Raw genomic sequence first — 18,824 nt, 5'->3', positions numbered from 1 at the left:
ACAATGAGTAGTCATAGCTAAGCGTCCAAACTGGTCTGATCGGTTGAGGTTTATGGATAAGATACGCAGCTTTTTGCTAGGTTTGCCACGCAAGCAAAAGCGCCTGATTCAAGTCGCCACAGATGTATTTCTTGTCTGGGGCTCGCTCTGGCTTGCGTTTATCGTTCGCCTCGGCATCGACGATATGTACAACCCGATCAAGATGCATTTCTGGCTTTTTATAAGCGCCCCTATTATTGCTATTCCGCTCTTTGTCCGTTTTGGTATGTATCGTGCGGTGATGCGCTATTTTGGCAATGATGCGTTGATAGCGATAGGCAAAGCGGTCAGCCTTTCTTCATTGATACTTGCATTGGTGGTGTACTGGTACAGCAATCATGAAGCGGTCGTGCCACGTTCAATTATCTTCAATTATTGGTGGCTGAGCCTGGTCATCATAGGTGGGCTTCGACTATGCATGCGCCAATATTTCATGGGCGACTGGTTCAATGCAGCTCAACATGTGCCGTTTGCGAATCGTGATGATGGCCTAACGAAAGTCGCGATTTACGGTGCCGGCGTTGCCGGCAATCAACTGGTTGCTGCGTTACGCATGGGGCGCGTTATGCGCCCCGTAGCGTTTATCGACGATGACGCGAGCATCGCGGACCGGTCAATTTCGGGGTTGCAGGTCTACAAGCCAAAGCACATTCAACAGATGATTGATGTTACCGGCGCCCAGGAAATACTGCTGGCGCTTCCTTCATCCACTCGCGCCAGGCGACGGGAAATTCTCAATCTGCTGGAAGGTTTCCCGCTGCACGTCCGGAGCGTTCCAAACTTCACCGATCTGGCTAGCGGTCGCGTTAAGGTGGAAGACATTCAGGAAGTCGACATTGCCGATTTGCTTGGTCGGGATTCAGTGCCGCCGCAGAGTGATTTGCTGGAGCGCTGCGTTAAGGGGAAGACGGTAATGGTGACCGGTGCAGGCGGATCCATCGGGTCAGAGCTTTGTCGGCAAATATTTTCTCTTGAACCCAAGACTCTGCTGCTGTTTGAGCATAGTGAATTCAACCTCTACAGCATCTTGTCAGAACTTGAGCAGAGAGCCGTTCGCGAGTCTTTATCGATCAGACTGTTACCAATCCTTGGTTCCATCCGGCATCAACACAAGCTGTTGGATGTCATGAAAACTTGGGATGTTGATACCGTGTACCACGCGGCTGCCTACAAACACGTGCCTATGGTTGAGCACAACATTGCCGAAGGTGTACTGAACAATGTGATCGGTACCCTCAATACTGCTCAGGCCGCATTACAGTGCGGAGTGGCTAACTTCGTGTTGATCTCCACTGACAAAGCGGTCCGCCCGACCAACGTCATGGGGAGCACCAAGCGCTTGGCGGAATTGACGCTTCAGGCTCTGAGCCGTGAGATCGCTCCTGTCTTATTCGGCGATAAAGCCAACGTTTCCAGAGTCAACAAAACCCGCTTCACCATGGTCCGTTTCGGCAACGTGCTTGGCTCTTCAGGCTCAGTCATCCCGCTGTTCCATAGCCAAATCAAAGCCGGCGGGCCGTTGACCGTCACCCATCCAAAAATCACCCGCTACTTCATGACCATCCCCGAAGCCGCACAGTTGGTCATCCAGGCTGGCTCCATGGGGCAGGGCGGAGATGTCTTCGTTTTGGATATGGGTGAGCCGGTAAAAATCGTCGAACTGGCGGAGAAAATGATTCACCTGTCCGGCTTGAGTATTCGTTCCGAGCGTAATCCGCAGGGTGATATTTCCATCGAGTTTACCGGATTACGCCCTGGCGAGAAGCTCTACGAGGAGCTGCTGATCGGTGACAACGTCGCAGCAACATCGCACCCGATGATCATGACGGCCAATGAAGATCACCTCCCATGGGACGTGCTGAAGGCCAGGCTGGGGGAACTGCTCAAAGCCGTGGAAGCCGACGACTACACCCGCGTCCGCCAACTCCTGCGCGAAACCGTCTCCGGCTACACCCCCGATGGCGAAATCGTCGACTGGATCTACCAGCAACGCCGCCTCGAACCCTGATTATTTCACATCCTGTAACGCTCGCATTTTTGACTTCGCTCTATCATGACCTACGTTTGGAGAGCAGCTTCGGAAAAGCTGCTTTCTAAAACGATGATGGAGCGTCACTTATGCGTACCGGTTATTTCTACTCGCTGATCTTTGCTTTCCTCACCAGCGCCTCGATCGCTGCCATTGCTGCGCCTGTAGCGCCGACCGAGTCAACAAAAGCGCCGTTGCTGATGGATGCAGCTGCGCCCTCGGCAAGCGCCAAGGTCGATCTCAACGGCGCGGATGCGGCAACGTTGCAGAAGGAGTTGGCGGGTGTGGGGGAGGCCAAGGCGCAGGCCATTGTTGCGTATCGTGATACAAATGGGCCGTTTGCGTCGGTGGATGAGTTGCTGGAAGTGAAGGGGATTGGCAAGGCGATTCTGGATCGCAATCGTGAAAAGCTGGAAGTGAACTAAGCTGACAGTTCAACGCCGAGAGGCCGGTCATTGACCGGCCTTTTTTATTGGGTGCTGATCGGGTGAATGCCTAAACGCTGAAATTACGGCTATCATATTGCGGTTTGATTATGCCTATAATAATTTTGCTCGGGACTGATTCAGCAGCCGAATCGCAGCACACCGATGCACGTCGAATTTTGAATTGATAAGGGGTAACCACGGTATGAACCAACGTCGAGTCGTCGTCACGGGCATGGGCCTGGTTTCACCCTTGGGCAGTGATGTTGAAATCGTCTGGCAGCGTTTGCTGGCCGGTCGTTCCGGATTGCGCAACCTGCCCGATGCGGTTGTGGCTGATCTGCCGACCCGGGTCGGCGGGAGTGTGCCGACGGTGGAGGAGGATGCCGAGGCCGGGTTTGATCCGGATCGCGCCACGCCGCCCAAGGAACAGAAGAAGATGGATCGCTTCATCATGTTCGCCATGGAAGCGGCGCGGCAGGCGCTGGAGCAGGCCGGCTGGCATCCAGCCGACGCTGAAAGCCAGGAGCGGACCGCAACAATCATCGGCTCGGGTGTCGGTGGTTTCGGTGCGATTGCCGATGCGGTGCGTACCACCGACAGCCGTGGTCCCCGGCGTTTGTCGCCGTTCACCATTCCATCGTTTCTAGTCAATCTCGCGGCCGGTCATGTGTCGATCCAGCACGGCCTCAAAGGGCCATTGGGTGCTCCGGTTACCGCATGTGCCGCCGGGGTTCAGGCGATCGGCGACGCAGCGCGGTTGATTCGCGCAGGTGAGGCGGACATCGCCGTATGTGGCGGTGCGGAGGCATCGATCGATCGCGTCAGTCTCGCTGGTTTCGCGGCGGCGCGGGCGCTGTCCAGCGGCTACAACGACACCCCGGAAAAAGCTTCGCGTCCCTTCGACAGTGGGCGCGATGGTTTCGTGATGGGCGAGGGTGCCGGTCTATTGGTCATCGAGTCGCTGGAGCATGCGCTTGCACGCGGTGCGAAGCCGCTGGCCGAACTGGTCGGTTACGGCACGACCGCTGATGCATATCATCTTACCGCCGGGCCGGAAGATGGCAGTGGCGCTCGCCGGGCGATGCAATTGGCACTGGCTCAGGGCGGTGTAAAGCCGGAGCAGGTGCAGCATCTCAACGCCCATGCGACGTCGACGCCGGTTGGCGATTTGGGCGAGCTGGCGGCGATCAAGGCGTTGTTTGGCACGCAGAACAAGATCGCCGTAACGTCGACCAAATCCGCTACTGGTCATTTGCTCGGCGCGGCCGGCGGGCTGGAGGCGATTTTCACGCTCCTGGCGATTCGGGATCAGGTAGTGCCACCAACGCTCAACTTTGAAAACCCGGATCCAGCGAGCGAAGGGGTGGACATTGTCCATGGTGAGGCGCGGTCGATGGCGATCGAATATGCATTGTCCAACGGCTTCGGTTTTGGCGGGGTCAATGCGAGCGTGTTGTTCAAGCGCTGGGAAGGTTAATCGCTCGATTGCTTGAGATGCTCGCGGGTGACGTCGAGGATGCGCTGGGCGAAGTCGGCATCCGCGACGCTGCGTGACAGCAGAAGAGCGCCGGCCAGGGTCGCCATGATGACAATGCTGCGATCGGCGCTGTTCTCGCCTTCGAGCGTGGCCTGAATTTGTTCGAGGCGAGCATTGAGGACTTCGTCACTGGTGGGGCTTGGCTGGCCGCGCAGGCCCAGCTCGGAGGAAATGGTCAGCAGCGGGCAGCCTTCGTGGGGCGAGGTCTGATGCCACTCCGACAGGTAGGTGTCGATAAAGACTTGCAGCGGGTTTTCCTGCGCGAAGATCTCTTCGCACAGGCCCGCGACTTGCTCGCCGGCTTCTTGCAGGGCTTTTTCGACCAGCTCTTCCTTGGATTTGAAGTGCGAGTAGAAGCCGCCATGGGTCAAGCCCAGGGCTTTCATCAAAGGCTGCAGGCCGGTGCCGCCGATACCGTCCTTGCGAAATCGGGCGGAAGCCTCCTTGATGATGCGTTGATGGGTCTGGGCTTTGTGATCTGGCGAGTAACGCATGTGGAGCTCTCCGCGACGATGCTGCCATCTTAACCACGGAAGATTAAATGGTGACTGTACTTCTAAAATCTAAACAGCCTGCGGGTAAGTCCGATTGTGCTGAAAAAACAAACCCCGCCATGCGGCGGGGTTGGTATCAGCGGTCTTGTGCATCCTTGGCATCCGCTTCGGCATTGCGCTGTGCGACGCGCTTGCGTTCTTCATCGGTCAGTTCGACCTTGTTGGCGGTGTCGCGCAACATCATCAATCCGCCGACAATCGAGCCGATCGCGACGACCAGAATCAACCAGGCATACCAGGGCATAACGGCTCTCCTTAATGGCAGCTCGACGGGCGAGGACTTCGCCGTGCGATGCTGCATACCACCTTTGAGCGAAACGACTTCGCAGTGGTTCCATTCTAGGCCGCTTATGCCCGGCACATCCGAACCGTGTTACAGACCGGTCAACATGGCATCCGCCGGCGCATCGGCGCGCAGTTGCCCGGTGAGCATGAAGTAGCAGAACCCCACCGCCATGAAACCGAGGAAAATCAGCCCGATCAGTGTGTTGAACCACGCCATCGCCACCAGGCAAACCACCGCCAGCACCAGCGCGATCAGCGGAACCAGCGGATAGCACGGCGCGCGGAAAGTACGCTCCAGATTCGGTTCCGATTTACGCAGTTTGAACAGGCTGAGCATGCTCATGATGTACATCACGATGGCGCCGAACACGGCCATGGTGATCATCGCGGCGGTGAGTGTCATGCCGCCGAGGTTGATCAGACCGTCGCTGTAGATCGCCGCGATGCCGATAAGGCCGCCAGCGATGATTGTGCGGTGCGGGGTCTGGAAGCGCGACAGTTTTGCCAATGAGGCGGGCAGGTAACCGGCGCGGGCGAGGGCGAAGAATTGCCGCGAATAACCAAGGATGATGCCGTGGAAACTGGCGACCAGGCCGAACAGGCCGATCCAGACCAGCATGTGCAGCCAGCCGGAGTTGTCGCCGACCACGGTTTTCATCGCCTGCGGCAATGGGTCGTTGATGTTGGACAAGGTGCGCCAGTCACCGACGCCGCCCGCGAAGAACATCACGCCCATTGCCAGCAGCACCAGGGTCAGGATGCCGCTGATATAGGCTTTCGGGATCGTGCGTTTCGGGTCCTTGGCTTCCTCGGCGGCCATGGCGGCGCCTTCGATGGCGAGGAAGAACCAGATTGCAAATGGAATTGCCGCGAACATCCCGGCAATTGCCGGCGCGCCGAAGACGTCGGAACCGGCCCAACCATTCAGCGCGAAGTTGCTGAAGCTGAACGCCGGCGCGACCACGCCCATGAACACCAGCAACTCAGCCACCGCCAGCACGCAGACGATCAGCTCGAACGTCGCCGCCAGTTTCACCCCGAGAATGTTCAGGCCCATGAACACGATGTACGCCCCGACCGCCGCGTGTTTCGGGTCGAGTGCCGGAAATTGCACATTGAGATACGCGCCAATCGCCAAGGCAATCGCTGGCGGGGCGAAGACGAATTCGATCAGTGTGGCCAGCCCGGCGATCAATCCGCCTTTTTCGCCAAACGCGCGGCGGCTGTAGGCAAACGGCCCGCCGGCATGGGGAATCGCGGTGGTCAGTTCGGTGAAACTGAAGATGAAGCAGGTGTACATGGTCGCGACCATGAATGAGGTCACCAGAAAACCCAGCGTACCGGCCACGCCCCAGCCGTAACTCCAGCCGAAATATTCCCCGGAAATCACCAGCCCCACGGCAATACCCCACAGGTGCAACGTGCCCAGCGTGGGTTTGAGTTGTGTGTTCATGCGCTTGCTCCCGCAATGGTTGGAAAGCTCAGGGGAGGGCGTGTGCAGTGGGCGTGCCATTACGCTGAAACAAGTCGTAATGAGTTCAAAGCTGTCGCAGGGGGGATGTTCGGGTGGGGATAGCTGCTTTTTGTGCGCCAGTTGGGTGCGATGTTGTCGGTGATGCCGTCTTCGCGAGCAGGCTCGCTCCCACATTTTGAAATGCGTTGCCCCGGTGGGAGCGAGCCTGCTCGCGAAGGCGCAGCCCAAACACCACGAAACTCAGCCGTAAAGCCCGCATAAACCCACTCTTTACGCTTTCTTTATGACCCACGCCGCGCCTCGCTCTCGTTCCTTTACAGCCTCCTTCCCGACAATCGCTGCACACACGGCAATACGCCGTTACACGGAGATCTTCCATGAGCGTTCTGGACGGGGTGTCACTGCTGTTGGCAGTGGGGCTGTTCATTTATCTGTTGGTTGCGCTGTTGCGCGCGGACCGGAACTAGGAGCGGTTATGCACAGTTATGACTATTGGCTGATCCTCGGGTTTTTTGCGCTGGTCCTGCTGCCGGCGCCGTTCCTTGGGCGCTTCTATTACAAGGTGATGGAGGGCCAGCGCACCTGGCTGACGCCGATTCTCGGACCGGTCGAGCGCGGTTGCTATCGTCTTGCCGGGGTCGATGCGCAGGCGGAGCAGAGCTGGCAGAAGTACACGCTGGCGCTGCTGGCGTTCAACCTTGCCGGTTTCCTGCTGCTGTTTGCGATTCTGCTGTTCCAGGATCACCTGCCGCTGAACCCGCAAAACCTGCCGGGCCAGGAATGGACCCAGGCGTTCAACACCGCGGTCAGTTTCATGACCAACACCAACTGGCAGTCCTACAGCGGCGAAGCGACCCTCAGCTACCTGAGCCAGATGGTCGGTCTCACCGTGCAGAACTTCGTCAGCGCCGCCACCGGCCTCGCCGTACTGGTCGCGCTGTGCCGTGGCATCGGCCGTAAATCGGCGCAGACCCTCGGCAACTTCTGGGTCGACATGACCCGCGCCACCCTCTATGGCCTGCTGCCGCTGTGCCTGCTGCTGGCGCTGTACCTGGTCTGGCAGGGCGTGCCGCAAACCTTCGCCCAGTATGTAAATGCCGTGACTTTGCAAGGCGTCGATCAGGTAATTCCGCTCGGCCCGGCCGCCAGCCAGATTGCGATCAAGCAGCTGGGCACCAACGGTGGCGGTTTCTTCGGGGTCAACTCGGCGCATCCGTTCGAGAACCCGACCGCGTGGAGCAACCTGTTCGAAGTCGCCTCGATCATTCTGATCCCGGTGGCGCTGGTGTTCACCTTCGGCCACTACGTCAAGGACTTGCGTCAGAGCCGGGCGATCATCGCCTGCATGTTGGCGTTGTTCCTGATCGGCGGTGCGACCTCGCTGTGGGCCGAGTATCAGCCGAATCCGACCCTGAACAACGCTGCCGTCGAGCAGACCGCGCCGCTGGAAGGCAAGGAAGCGCGCTTCGGTACCACCGCGACGGTGCTGTGGTCGGTGACTACCACGGCGGCTTCGAACGGCTCGGTGAACGGCATGCACGACAGCCTCAACCCGCTGAGTGGCATGGTCGCGCTGGTCAACATGATGGTCGGCGAAGTGATCTTCGGCGGTGTCGGTGCCGGGCTCTACGGCATGTTGCTCAACGTGCTGATCGCGGTGTTCCTCGCCGGTCTGATGATCGGTCGTACGCCGGAATACCTCGGCAAGAAGCTTCAAGCGCGTGAGGTGCAATTGTTGGTGGTGACGCTGCTGGTGATGCCCGTCGGCGTGCTGGTGCTCGGCGCGATTGCCGCCACGGTTCCCAGCGCTGCGGCAACCATCAGCAACCCCGGCGCGCATGGTTTCAGTCAGTTGCTCTATGCCTACACCTCGGCGAGCGCCAACAACGGTTCGGCATTTGGTGGCTTGGGCGCGAACACGCCGTTCCACAACCTGATGCTCGGCCTGGGCATGTTGATCGGCCGCTTCGGCTACATCCTGCCGGTGCTGGCACTGGCCGGTAGTTTGGCGATGAAGAAAAGCGCACCGATCGGCCAGAACAGCTTCCCGACTCACGGCCCGCTGTTCGTGACCCTGTTGACTGTGACCATTCTGCTGGTGGGCGGCCTGACGTTCTTGCCGACGCTGGCGCTCGGTCCTATCGCCGAACATTTAAGTATGGGCTTCTAAGGAATCCATCATGAATATGCCTGCAATCAAACCCGCCGCCGTCAAAGCGCCGGAACAAGCCAAAACTGCGATCTCGGCCCTGTGGCGCCCGGCGCTGGTGCAAGCCTTCGTCAAGCTCGACCCACGGCAGCTGGCCCGTTCGCCAGTGATGCTGGTGGTCGAACTGACGGCGATTTTCACCACCGTGCTGTGCTTCATCCCGGACGCCGACGTGCCGACCTTCGTCGCCGCGCAAATCGCCCTGTGGCTGTGGTTCACCGTGCTGTTCGCCAACTTCGCCGAAGCCTTGGCCGAAGGTCGTGGCAAGGCCCGCGCCGACAGCCTCAAGGCCGGCAGCGAAGGCCTCAGCGCCCGTTGCCGTCAGGCTGATGGCAGCTTCAAGATCGTGCCGGCTGCCAATCTGCGCAAGGGCGACGTGGTGCGAGTCGAAGCCGGGGAAATGATCCCCAGTGACGGCGAAGTCATCGAAGGCATCGCGGCGGTCAACGAAGCGGCGATCACTGGCGAATCGGCGCCGGTGATCCGCGAGTCCGGCGGCGACCGTTCCGCCGTCACCGGCAACACGCGGCTGGTGTCCGACTGGCTGCTGGTGAAGATCACCACCAACCCCGGTGAATCGACCCTCGACCGCATGATCGCCCTGGTCGAAGGCGCCAAGCGTCAGAAGACCCCGAACGAAGTCGCGCTGGATATCCTGCTGATCGGCCTGACCCTGATCTTTCTGCTGGTGGTCGTCACCCTGCAACCGTTCGCGCATTTCGCCAATGGCAGCCTGCCGCTGGTGTTCCTTGTCGCGTTATTGGTCACGCTGATCCCGACCACCATCGGCGGTCTGCTGTCGGCCATCGGTATCGCCGGGATGGATCGACTGGTGCGCCTGAATGTGATCGCCAAATCCGGTCGCGCGGTGGAGGCGGCGGGTGACGTGCATGTGCTGTTGCTCGACAAGACCGGCACCATCACCTTCGGTAACCGTCGCTGCAGTGCCGTATACGCGGCGCCGGGTGTGAGCGGCCGTGAGCTGGCCGAAGGCGCGTTGTTTGCTTCGCTGGCCGACGAAACCGCTGAAGGCAAGTCGATCGTCGAGTTCCTCCGTGGCCTGCATCCACAACCGGAGCCGGCCCCGGAAACCCTGACCGCCGTGCCGTTCAGCGCGGAAACCCGCTTGTCCGGCGTCGATTATCAGGGCCGCGTGTATCGTAAAGGTGCGGTGGATTCGCTGCTGGCGTTTCTCGGTCAGCAACGTAGCGATCTGGCCCCGGCGCTGGCGCGGGAAATCGACAAGATTGCGCAGAGCGGTGGCACGCCGTTGCTGGTCTGTGCAGACGGTAAGTTGCTTGGCGCGATCCATCTCAAGGACGTGGTCAAACCAGGCATCCGCGAGCGTTTTGCCGAGTTGCGCAAACTGGGAATTCGCACGGTGATGGTCACCGGCGACAACCCGCTGACCGCTGCTGCGATCGCCGCTGAAGCAGGCGTCGATGATGTGCTCGCCGAAGCCACGCCGGAGAAGAAACTCGCGCGCATTCGTCACGAGCAGAACGACGGTCGCCTGGTCGCCATGTGCGGCGACGGCGCCAACGACGCCCCGGCGCTGGCCCAGGCAGACGTCGGCATGGCCATGAACGACGGCACGCAAGCGGCACGCGAAGCGGCGAACATGGTCGATCTCGATAGCGACCCGACCAAGCTGCTCGACGTGGTGCAGATCGGCAAGGAATTGCTGGTGACCCGTGGCGCGCTGACGACCTTTTCCATCGCCAACGACATCGCCAAATACTTCGCGATTCTGCCGGCGCTGTTCGCCTCGATTTACCCGCAGTTGGGCGTGCTGAACATCATGCATCTGAGCAGTCCGCAGAGCGCGATTCTCTCGGCCATCGTGTTCAACGCTTTGATCATCGTTGTGCTGATTCCATTGGCATTGCGCGGTGTGCGCGTGCAAGCAGCGAGTGCGGCGGCGTTGCTGCGGCGCAATCTGCTGATCTATGGCGTCGGCGGGATTGTCGTGCCGTTCGTGGGGATCAAGGTGATCGACATGCTGCTTACGGCGTTGCATCTGGTGTGACGCGTTCGCGAGCAGGCTCGCTCCCACCTGAAATTGCATTCCCCTGTGGGAGCGAGCCTGCTCGCGAAAAATGCGCCACTGCTTATCTGGTTCAACACAGTACTGGTTTCTGAATCGAGGATTCTGCAATGTCCACAATGATACGCCCGGCCCTGAGCCTGTTGGCGCTGATGACCCTGATCACCGGCGTCGCCTATCCACTCGCGGTCACCGGCATCGCCCAGGTCGCTTTCCCGGCTCAGGCCAATGGCAGCCTGATCCACGACGCCGACGGCAAAGTCCGCGGCTCGGCGCTGATCGCCCAGGATTTCAGCGGTGACAACTGGTTCCACCCGCGCCCCTCTGCCGGGGCTTTTGCCACGGTCGCCAGCGGCGCCAGCAACCTCGCGCCGAGCAATCCGGCCCTGGCGACCCGCGTAATCGAAGACGCGCAAAAACAACAAGTCGCTGGGCAGGGGCCGGTGCCATTGGCCTTGCTGACCACCTCCGCCAGCGGCCTCGATCCGCACTTGCCACCGGCGGCAATTGCCTATCAACTGGCGCGTGTCGCAGCAGCGCGTAACCTGCCGGTGTCGACCGTGCAGCAATTGCTCGATAAGCACATCGAACAGCCGCTGGTTGGGCCGCCGGTGGTGAATGTGCTGGAGCTGAATCTGGCACTGCAAAACCTGTAATTCAGTTGATACCGATCGTTCCCACGCTCTGCGTGGGAATGCATCAATAGACGCTCTGCGTCTGCTTTTATGGGACGCAGAGCGTCCCGGACTGCATTCCCACGCGGAGCGTGGGAACGATCATTCGTAAGAGAGAACATCAAGCATGAGCGACTCCGGCCGCGCCGACGCATTGTTAGCAGACCTGCCCCGCGATGGCCGTGGCCGGCTCAAGGTTTTCCTCGGCGCGGCGCCCGGGGTCGGCAAGACCTACGCCATGCTTCAGGCCGCGCATACGCAACTGCGCCAGGGTGTGAAGGTTCTCGCCGGCGTGGTCGAAACCCATGGCCGCGCCGAAACCGAAGCCTTGCTCGGCGGCCTGCCGCAGCAGCCGTTGGTGCGCAGCGAATACCGTGGCGTGCTGCTCGAAGAAATGGACCTCGACGGCATTCTCGCCGCCAAGCCGAAACTGGTGCTGGTGGATGAACTGGCCCACAGCAACGCCCCCGGCAGTCGTCACGCCAAGCGCTGGCAAGACATTCAGGAACTGCTCGCCGCCGGCATCGACGTGTACACCACGGTCAACGTCCAGCACCTGGAAAGCCTCAATGATCAGGTGCGCGGCATCACCGGCGTGCAGGTGCGCGAAACGCTGCCGGACTGGGTATTGCAGGAAGCCTTCGAGCTGCTGCTGATCGACTTGCCGCCGCGTGAATTGCTCGAGCGTCTGCGCGAAGGCAAGGTCTACGTGCCGGAACAGGCCCGCGCTGCGATCGATGCGTTTTTCACCCAGACCAATCTCACCGCACTGCGTGAACTGGCAATGCAGACCGCTGCCGCGCAGGTCGACAACGATCTCGCCCAGGGCTATCGCCAACTCGGGCAGGCCGCGCCGGCGGTACGCGGGCGTTTGCTGGTCGGTATCGATGGCGATGCGCAGGCCGAACGGCTGGTGCGTCACGCCAGCCGCGTCGCCCAGCGCCGGCATCTGCCGTGGAGTCTGGTGCATGTCGACAACGGCAGCGCCCGTGACGAGCAATCGCGTTTGCGTTTGCAAAGCGCCCAGCAACTGGCCGAACGCCTCGGTGGCGAAGTGGTGCTGTTGCGGGCCGGCGAAGTGGCGAAAACCCTGATTCAACACGCCGCCGAACGCCGCGCCAGTCTGTTGCTGGTCGGCCAGTCGCGGCCACGTCTGCGCCGTCGACTGTTCGGCGGTGGCTTGGCGGCGCGCCTGCTGCGTCAGGCGCACGGTCTGGAAATCAACGTGCTCGACAGTGACCACGAGCAGCGCCAACCGCGCCCGCGCAATTCAGTCACGCTGGTGTGGTTCGACTACGCGCTGGCGCTGATTGCGACGTTGTTGGCCACGGCCCTGGCCTGGGCGGTGTCGAGTGTGTTGCCGCTGCCGAACATCTCGCTGGTTTTTCTCGCGGCGGTGTTGCTGGTGGCGGTGCGCAGTAGCCTCGGCCCGGCGCTGGCCTGTGCGGCGCTGTCGTTTCTGACCTACGATTTTCTGTTCATTCCACCGAATTTCTCCTTCAGCATTCAGCGCGAAGAAGACGTGCTGACGCTGCTGTTCTTCCTGTTGATGGCGGCGCTCACCGGCAACCTCGCGGCGCGTCAGCGGCGGCAGTTGCAGGCCTTGCGCGATACGCAGGAAGAGACCAGCGAACTGCTCGACCTGTCGCGCAAACTCACCGCCGCGACGGATCGCCAAGCCGTGATCAGCGCTGCCGCGCAACACCTCGAAGGCTGGAGCGATGTGCAATTGTGCTTGCTCAACCGCGACGGCCAGGGCGGCTGGAAAGTCGAAACCGGCGGGCCGCTGCAATTCACCGAGGCCGAACGCGCCGCCGCCGACTGGGCCTGGCAACACGATCAACCGGCGGGCAAGGGCACCGGCACCTTGCCGCTGGGGCGTTGGTGGTGGTGGCCGTTGTCGGTCGAGGACGGGCCGCTGGCGTTGCTTGGTGTTTGCGCCAAGGAAGGCCAGAGCTTGAGCGGTCAGCGCCGGCGTTTGCTCACTGCGCTGAGCCAGCCGTTGGCGCAAGCCCTGGCCCGCGCGCAATTGGCCGATGACCTCGAAGCGGCGCGTCTGCACGGCGAAACCGAACAGTTACGCAGCGCCTTGCTGGCCTCGGTGTCCCACGATTTGCGCACGCCGCTGACGGCCATGCGCGGCAGCATCGACAGCCTGCTGGCCCTCGGCGAAGCGATCCCGCTGGAGGATCGCCGCGAGCTGCTCGAAGGCACCCGCGATGAGGCCGAACGCCTCGACCGCTACATCCAGAACCTGCTCGACATGACCCGCCTCGGCCACGGCGCCTTGAAGCTGGCGCGCGACTGGGTATCGCCGGCCGATATCGTCGGCAGCTCGCTCAATCGCCTTCGCGCCGTGCTGGCGCCGCTGCAGGTCAGCACCGAAGTGCCGGCCGAGTTGCCGCTGCTGTATGTGCACGCGGCGCTGATCGAACAGGCGCTGGTTAACGTGCTGGAAAACGCCGCGCGATTTTCGCCCAGCCACGGTCGCCTGCAACTGCGCGCGGGTGCCGATGAGCAGGAGATTTTCTTTTCGGTCAGCGATGAAGGCCCGGGGATCCCTGAAGAGGACCGAGCGAAGATTTTCGACATGTTCTACACCGCCGCGCGCGGTGATCGCGGCGGGCAGGGCACGGGGTTGGGACTGGCGATCTGTCAGGGCATGGTCGGCGCGCACGGCGGGCGTATTTCCGTGGCTGACGGCATCGACGGGCGCGGCACCTGCATCACCTTGCACCTGCCGTTGCAGGCACAACCGGGGATGGACGGTGAAGCTTGAAGTCGACTGCGCTACTCTCTTGCCAATCTATTGTGTTGATGTGAATTCATGAGCCAGACCGCGACCATTTTGGTCATCGACGACGAACCGCAGATCCGCAAATTCCTGCGCATCAGCCTCGCTTCACAAGGCTACAAAGTGCTCGAAGCCGGCACCGGCGCTGAAGGCCTGGCACAAGCCGCGCTGAGCAAACCGGACCTGGTGGTGCTCGACCTCGGCCTGCCGGACATGGACGGTCAGCAGGTCCTGCGCGAGTTGCGCGAGTGGGCGACCACGCCAGTGCTTGTGCTGTCGGTGCGCGCCAGTGAAGGGCAGAAGGTCGAAGCGCTGGATGGCGGCGCGAACGACTACGTGACCAAACCGTTCGGCATTCAGGAATTTCTCGCCCGGGTTCGCGCGTTGTTGCGCCAGGCACCGGCGGGGGAGGCGCAGCCAGCGGCGCTGAGTTTCGGCCCTCTGACCGTGGATCTGGCCTATCGGCGCGTGCTGCTCGACGGCGCCGAAGTCGCCCTGACCCGCAAGGAATATGCGGTGCTGGCGCAACTGGCGCGGCATCCGGGGCGGGTGATCACCCAGCAGCAATTGCTCAAGGATATCTGGGGGCCGACGCACACCGAGGACAGTCATTATCTGCGCATCGTGGTCGGGCACCTGCGGCAGAAACTGGCGGATGACCCGACCCGGCCGCGGTTTATCGTGACTGAGGCGGGGGTGGGGTATCGGTTGTTGAGTGAAGCTGGCTGAGCTGACGCTTTCGCGAGCTGGCTCGCTCCCACAGGGGAATGCATTTCAAATGTGGGAGCGAGCCAGCTCGCGAAGAGGCCATCAAATACTCCGAAAAATCCGCATCAGTTCAACCCTGCTCCTGCTCATACCGATCCAGCGTATCACTGGCAATCTCCCGCCCCAGCGCGATCAACTCCGGCGCCTTGTAGAACTCGAAAAACCGGCACACCCGTTTCGGCACGTTGATCAGGATATCCGGCGGATACCCGGCAATCTTGTACTGCGCCAGTGAGGTCTGCATCACCTCGAAACTCTGGTTGATCAAATCCAGCAGCGACGCCGGCCCGACGTTATCGATGATGAACGAACCGGTGGCGGATTTCGGCGCGCCTTCGCGTTCCGGGGCCGAGGCCGGTTGCTGGCTTTCCGGTTCGACGCCCTCAAGCCACGGATTGATCTCCGCCGCCTCGGCGCGCAACGCTTCCTGTTCCAGCTTCAACAATTGTTCAGCCTGTTTACGGCGGAACGGCAACTTCGAACCCATGGATTTGATCAGACTGTCGAAGCGCGAACGGAACGCCGCCGGCCGCTCGATCACCGGCAACTTGTACTGGCGCTGATTGGTGGCGTTGAGGTTGACCGCGATGATCAGGTCGCAATGGCTCGACACCACCGGAACGATCGGCAACGGATTGAGAATGCCGCCGTCGACCAGCATGCGGTTGCCCTGCATCACCGGGGTAAACAGGCTGGGAATCGCCGCCGAGGCGCGCATGGCCTGATGCAGGCAGCCTTCCTGAAACCAGATTTCCTGCTGATTGGTCAGGTCGGCGGCGACGGCGGTGTAGGGAATGCGCAGGTCTTCGATGTTGATCTCGCCGACGATCTTGCGAATCTGCCCGAAGACCTTTTCGCCGCGAATCGCGCCGAGACGGAAACTCACATCGACCAGACGCAGCACGTCGAGGTAATCGAGGCTTTCGATCCAGCGCCGGTATTCATCCAGTTTGCCGGCGGCATAGATCCCGCCGACCACCGCGCCCATCGAACAACCGGCAATGCAGGCGATGTCGTAGCCGCGTTTTTCAATTTCTTCGATAACGCCGATATGGGCATAGCCCCGGGCGCCACCGGAGCCCAGCACCAGTGCGACACGCTTTTTCATCAAACTTCCTCCGGACAAGCCTGCACAATGCACGCATCGGCCAAGCGGCTCAATCGCCAAGGTCGTTGCGCGAAGCGGTGACGTCGTTTTTCGTTCGCGGCGCACGCTTGCGCGCTATGCTCTGCGCCACGTGGTTTGACCGATCAGCGAGGCACTTTTTCACCGCTTGACCGTCTTACCTGCACGACTGTTGACCTACCTTGAGGTGTGAGTGATGAAAGCCTGGATCTGTGTACCGTTGATGGCTCTGGTTCTGGCCGGTTGCGCCGGCAAAACCGCGTACCGCGACAGCTGCGGCAGCCAACTCGACGCGGCCTGGCACGAACTGGACCTGGCCAAGGCTGAAGGCTTCGCCGGCACCGTCAGCTATTCCAAAGCGCTGTCGCTGCTGACCGCCGCCAAGACCCAGCAACAATTCGAAGGCTTCGAAGGCTGCAGCAAAAAAGCCGAAAAAGCCCGCTTCTACATTCGCGAATCCCGCGCAGGACGTTAACAGCAGCTGCAAGTTTCTAGCTGCAAGCCGCAAGCTTTGAAGCAATCACATTCAGCTTGAAGCTTCAAGCTTGTAGCTAGAAGCTTGTAGCTGTCTACGGAGTAGACCCCATGATCGATCGCTTGGTGGCTCATGTGTTGAGCCTGGATGTGCGGCTACTGGCATGTCAGGCGCGCTTGACTGCGCGCACTGATCCCGAGGCGTTGCATGATTTGCGCACCACGGTGCGGCGCTTGCGCAGTCTGTTGCGGCCGTTGCGCGGGTTGCCGGGTGTCGAGCAACTGGAGGCGGCAGCGTCTGCGGTGGGCGAGTTGACCACACCGTGGCGTGATCGCGAAGTGCTCGCGGCGTATCTGCTCGAGCATGATCAGCCCGAGGCTGCGCAGCGGCGTCTGGCGCAAATGGCCGAAGCGTATCCGGCGCTGGCGGCGAGTGCGGAACTGGCTTCGTTGCTGATGATTCTCGACGCATTTCCACGATTTTTGCGCGCGTCCCAGCGTCAGGGGCTGCTCAAGGATCTGGATAAACGCATTGAAAAACGCCTGGGCAAACAATGGCAGAAACTCGACGAAGCGCTGCACGATCCCGCCCATGACCGCCATCGCCTGCGCCTGCTGATCAAGCGCGTGCGCTATGGCATTGAAGCCTACCCCGAACTGGATCGCTTGCCGAAACCGGCTTACAAACGCCTGAAATCCGCGCAAGGCGCACTGGGCGACTGGCACGATTGCTGGCAATGGCTGGCGCGCGCCGAGCAGGAGGCTGATCTGCAGCCGTGTGTGGCCACCTGGCAGGCCGGGTTGATCAAGGCAGAGCTGAAGGCCGATCAAGTGCTGGAAAAGCTCAGCGCTACGTGTTTCAAATCCTGAAGCTTGCGCATCCCCTGTAGGAGCTGCCGAAGGCTGCGATCTTTTGATTTTGATTTGCAAACAGATCAAAAGATCGCAGCCTCGTTTCACTCGACAGCTCCTACAAGGGTTCTGCGGCGAAATCGAAAAGTGCCAAGGCCTATCTGTCAGCCCATTTGACCGGAATAGACGCTGCGCCGCCGCCCGGGGCTGGGTAAGATCCGCGCATTCCTTTCTCGTTTTCCGAGGTTGCCATGCGCTTTTGCGATCTGCTCGATGCTGTCCGCCAACAACCTGAAGTAATCATCCCCGCCGAATGGGGGCAGGGCCGCGCCAGTTTTGGCGGACTGGTGGCCGCGCTGCAATTTGAAGCCATGCGCGCCAGGGTGCCGACGGAGCGCCCGGTGCGTTCGCTGGCGATTACCTTTGTCGGCCCGGTCGAGCCGGAAGTGCCGGTGAGTTTCGAAGTCGACGTGCTGCGTGAAGGCAAAGCCGTCAGCCAGGTGTTGGGCCGCGCCATGCAGAATGGTCAGGTGGTGACGATCATTCAGGGCAGCTTCGGTGCCTCGCGGCCCTCGGAAGTCGCCGTCGAAGCCTACCCGGCGCCGACCATGAAACACTGGGACGAATGCCAGGAGCTGCCCTACATCAAAGGCGTGACCCCGGAATTCATGCGCCATCTGGCGATGCGCTGGAGCGTCGGCGGCATTCCGTTTTCCGGCACGGCCTCGCGCTTGATGGGCGGCTGGGTGCGGTTGCGTGGGGATGTCAAAGAGGAGCCGGTCAACGAGGCGCATCTGCTGGCGCTGGTGGATGCCTGGCCGCCGGCGCTGTTGCCGTATCTGAAGAAGCCGGCGCCGGGTAGCACGCTGACCTGGACCATCGAATTCGTGCAGCCGTTACACGATTTGAGCACACTGGACTGGTGCCAATACCTGGCCGATATCGAATACGCGGCCGACGGTTACGGCCATGTCGCCGCGAAGTTGTGGAGCGCGAAAGGGGAGTTGATTGCCATGAGTCGGCAGACCGTGACGATCTTCGCCTGACTCAATGCCGACGGTGGCGCTCACGCCAGGCGCGCCACCAGCCACCGCTGAGGAAGAACCGCGGAAAGGTCAGAAACTGCTCGACCAGCAAACGTGACACGGCATCTTTGCGATCACTGAACGGCTCGGAGGCTTGCGCCTCCAGGCCGTGACCGTGGCGCTGCAGACCCAGCGCCGCCATGATACCGATCACGCCGATGGCGACGCTGGCCAGGCTCAGACTGAACACTCCCGACACGATCAACAGAAACGCCACGATGAACAGCGGCACGGCAATCAGGTGCAGGACCAGATTGGTCGGATGCTGATGATTGCCCGGATAGGCGCGCCATTGCCACGCGGGAAGGTTGGGGTGACGTTTGCCCATGTTTGCTACTCCTCGATCCATGTTGAACTTCATGGTTGAAGAATAGGCCCGGGCGCGGAGCGCGGCGAATCAAGGTTGGCTATTGAAGTGATAGCCGTCATCGCAGGATTCGATGTAGGTG

At 61.0% G+C, this 18,824-nt stretch carries 17 protein-coding genes; 12 read left to right on the top strand and 5 right to left on the bottom strand.

Features of this window, described 5'->3' with window-relative positions; genetic code table 11:
• Window positions 1–52: 52 nt before the first annotated feature.
• From AB4N73_RS13600 to fabF, 3 genes are all read left to right on the top strand, one after another.
• Entirely contained in the window at window positions 53–2,047 is a 1,995-nt protein-coding gene (locus tag AB4N73_RS13600) for a polysaccharide biosynthesis protein (RefSeq protein WP_375122491.1), read from the top strand.
• A 110-nt stretch (window positions 2,048–2,157) separates the two neighbouring features.
• The gene (locus tag AB4N73_RS13595; protein WP_122700150.1) at window positions 2,158–2,493 is read left to right on the top strand and encodes a ComEA family DNA-binding protein; all 336 of its coding nucleotides are present in this window, start codon (window positions 2,158–2,160) and stop codon (window positions 2,491–2,493) included.
• A 205-nt stretch (window positions 2,494–2,698) separates the two neighbouring features.
• Window positions 2,699–3,973: a beta-ketoacyl-ACP synthase II gene (gene fabF / locus AB4N73_RS13590; RefSeq protein WP_073472389.1), complete on the top strand. Its 1,275-nt coding sequence runs from the start codon at window positions 2,699–2,701 to the stop codon at window positions 3,971–3,973.
• On the opposite strand, the gene AB4N73_RS13585 is transcribed toward fabF, so the two are convergent.
• The 3 genes from AB4N73_RS13585 to eat form a co-directional block, all read right to left on the bottom strand.
• Window positions 3,970–4,527 (bottom strand): TetR/AcrR family transcriptional regulator, encoded by a 558-nt coding sequence (locus AB4N73_RS13585; RefSeq protein WP_460094933.1) that lies wholly within the window; start codon window positions 4,525–4,527, stop codon window positions 3,970–3,972. The two genes, fabF and AB4N73_RS13585, sit on opposite strands and share 4 nt — an antisense overlap.
• A 136-nt stretch (window positions 4,528–4,663) precedes the next feature.
• A complete protein-coding gene (locus AB4N73_RS13580; RefSeq protein WP_016770901.1) occupies window positions 4,664–4,831 on the bottom strand; it encodes a DUF2897 family protein in 168 nt (55 codons plus the stop codon).
• 129 nt (window positions 4,832–4,960) lie between these two features.
• Window positions 4,961–6,325, bottom strand: coding sequence for an ethanolamine permease (eat, locus tag AB4N73_RS13575; protein WP_460142192.1), 1,365 nt, complete (start codon window positions 6,323–6,325; stop codon window positions 4,961–4,963).
• Between the two features lie 398 nt (window positions 6,326–6,723).
• Here eat and kdpF point away from each other — a divergent pair, with 398 nt between their 5' ends.
• The 6 genes from kdpF to AB4N73_RS13545 all read left to right on the top strand — a co-directional run bounded on the left by kdpF (window position 6,724) and on the right by AB4N73_RS13545 (window position 14,799).
• Entirely contained in the window at window positions 6,724–6,813 is a 90-nt protein-coding gene (gene kdpF / locus AB4N73_RS13570) for a K(+)-transporting ATPase subunit F (RefSeq protein ID WP_007899818.1), read from the top strand.
• Between the two features lie 8 nt (window positions 6,814–6,821).
• Complete coding sequence (gene kdpA, locus AB4N73_RS13565) at window positions 6,822–8,516, top strand: potassium-transporting ATPase subunit KdpA (RefSeq protein ID WP_252884650.1); 1,695 nt, start codon at window positions 6,822–6,824, stop codon at window positions 8,514–8,516.
• Window positions 8,517–8,526: 10 nt separating this feature from the next.
• Window positions 8,527–10,584, top strand: coding sequence for a potassium-transporting ATPase subunit KdpB (gene kdpB, locus AB4N73_RS13560; RefSeq protein WP_256809713.1), 2,058 nt, complete (start codon window positions 8,527–8,529; stop codon window positions 10,582–10,584).
• Between the two features lie 128 nt (window positions 10,585–10,712).
• Window positions 10,713–11,258: a potassium-transporting ATPase subunit KdpC gene (gene kdpC, locus AB4N73_RS13555; protein ID WP_460142191.1), complete on the top strand. Its 546-nt coding sequence runs from the start codon at window positions 10,713–10,715 to the stop codon at window positions 11,256–11,258.
• A gap of 145 nt (window positions 11,259–11,403) precedes the next feature.
• Window positions 11,404–14,055, top strand: a complete 2,652-nt coding sequence (locus tag AB4N73_RS13550) for a DUF4118 domain-containing protein (RefSeq protein ID WP_460142190.1) — start codon at window positions 11,404–11,406, stop codon at window positions 14,053–14,055.
• A 48-nt stretch (window positions 14,056–14,103) separates the two neighbouring features.
• Complete coding sequence (locus AB4N73_RS13545) at window positions 14,104–14,799, top strand: response regulator (RefSeq protein WP_016770895.1); 696 nt, start codon at window positions 14,104–14,106, stop codon at window positions 14,797–14,799.
• A 109-nt stretch (window positions 14,800–14,908) separates the two neighbouring features.
• Here AB4N73_RS13545 and AB4N73_RS13540 read toward each other — a convergent pair whose 3' ends face one another.
• A complete protein-coding gene (locus tag AB4N73_RS13540; RefSeq protein WP_305381244.1) occupies window positions 14,909–15,946 on the bottom strand; it encodes a patatin-like phospholipase family protein in 1,038 nt (345 codons plus the stop codon).
• Between the two features lie 214 nt (window positions 15,947–16,160).
• On the opposite strand from AB4N73_RS13540, the gene AB4N73_RS13535 reads away from it, so the two are divergent.
• From AB4N73_RS13535 to AB4N73_RS13525, 3 genes are all read left to right on the top strand, one after another.
• Window positions 16,161–16,439, top strand: coding sequence for a hypothetical protein (locus AB4N73_RS13535; protein WP_016770894.1), 279 nt, complete (start codon window positions 16,161–16,163; stop codon window positions 16,437–16,439).
• 110 nt (window positions 16,440–16,549) lie between these two features.
• Window positions 16,550–17,308, top strand: coding sequence for a CHAD domain-containing protein (locus AB4N73_RS13530; RefSeq protein ID WP_310217523.1), 759 nt, complete (start codon window positions 16,550–16,552; stop codon window positions 17,306–17,308).
• A gap of 233 nt (window positions 17,309–17,541) precedes the next feature.
• On the top strand, window positions 17,542–18,336 hold the full coding sequence (locus AB4N73_RS13525) for an acyl-CoA thioesterase (RefSeq protein ID WP_041478384.1): 795 nt from the start codon (window positions 17,542–17,544) through the stop codon (window positions 18,334–18,336).
• Between the two features lies 1 nt (window position 18,337).
• Here AB4N73_RS13525 and AB4N73_RS13520 read toward each other — a convergent pair whose 3' ends face one another.
• Window positions 18,338–18,703: a DUF962 domain-containing protein gene (locus AB4N73_RS13520; RefSeq protein WP_217851699.1), complete on the bottom strand. Its 366-nt coding sequence runs from the start codon at window positions 18,701–18,703 to the stop codon at window positions 18,338–18,340.
• Window positions 18,704–18,824 lie beyond the last annotated feature (121 nt).

Source organism: Pseudomonas sp. S3_B08, from assembly GCF_054667725.1.
Note: the sequence above shows the minus strand (reverse complement) of the source record. Positions and strands in the feature narration are given on the sequence as shown.

Bases quoted from the DNA above. Each gene is read 5' to 3' on its own strand.
- AB4N73_RS13600 (WP_375122491.1), top strand. From the start codon at position 53: ATGGATAAGATACGCAGCTTTTTGCTAGGTTTGCCACGCAAGCAAAAG.
- AB4N73_RS13595 (WP_122700150.1), top strand. From the start codon at position 2,158: ATGCGTACCGGTTATTTCTACTCGCTGATCTTTGCTTTCCTCACCAGC.
- fabF (WP_073472389.1), top strand. From the start codon at position 2,699: ATGAACCAACGTCGAGTCGTCGTCACGGGCATGGGCCTGGTTTCACCC.
- AB4N73_RS13585 (WP_460094933.1), bottom strand. From the start codon at position 4,527: ATGCGTTACTCGCCAGATCACAAAGCCCAGACCCATCAACGCATCATC.
- AB4N73_RS13580 (WP_016770901.1), bottom strand. From the start codon at position 4,831: ATGCCCTGGTATGCCTGGTTGATTCTGGTCGTCGCGATCGGCTCGATT.
- eat (WP_460142192.1), bottom strand. From the start codon at position 6,325: ATGAACACACAACTCAAACCCACGCTGGGCACGTTGCACCTGTGGGGT.
- kdpF (WP_007899818.1), top strand. From the start codon at position 6,724: ATGAGCGTTCTGGACGGGGTGTCACTGCTGTTGGCAGTGGGGCTGTTC.
- kdpA (WP_252884650.1), top strand. From the start codon at position 6,822: ATGCACAGTTATGACTATTGGCTGATCCTCGGGTTTTTTGCGCTGGTC.
- kdpB (WP_256809713.1), top strand. From the start codon at position 8,527: ATGAATATGCCTGCAATCAAACCCGCCGCCGTCAAAGCGCCGGAACAA.
- kdpC (WP_460142191.1), top strand. From the start codon at position 10,713: ATGTCCACAATGATACGCCCGGCCCTGAGCCTGTTGGCGCTGATGACC.
- AB4N73_RS13550 (WP_460142190.1), top strand. From the start codon at position 11,404: ATGAGCGACTCCGGCCGCGCCGACGCATTGTTAGCAGACCTGCCCCGC.
- AB4N73_RS13545 (WP_016770895.1), top strand. From the start codon at position 14,104: ATGAGCCAGACCGCGACCATTTTGGTCATCGACGACGAACCGCAGATC.
- AB4N73_RS13540 (WP_305381244.1), bottom strand. From the start codon at position 15,946: ATGAAAAAGCGTGTCGCACTGGTGCTGGGCTCCGGTGGCGCCCGGGGC.
- AB4N73_RS13535 (WP_016770894.1), top strand. From the start codon at position 16,161: ATGAAAGCCTGGATCTGTGTACCGTTGATGGCTCTGGTTCTGGCCGGT.
- AB4N73_RS13530 (WP_310217523.1), top strand. From the start codon at position 16,550: ATGATCGATCGCTTGGTGGCTCATGTGTTGAGCCTGGATGTGCGGCTA.
- AB4N73_RS13525 (WP_041478384.1), top strand. From the start codon at position 17,542: ATGCGCTTTTGCGATCTGCTCGATGCTGTCCGCCAACAACCTGAAGTA.
- AB4N73_RS13520 (WP_217851699.1), bottom strand. From the start codon at position 18,703: ATGGGCAAACGTCACCCCAACCTTCCCGCGTGGCAATGGCGCGCCTAT.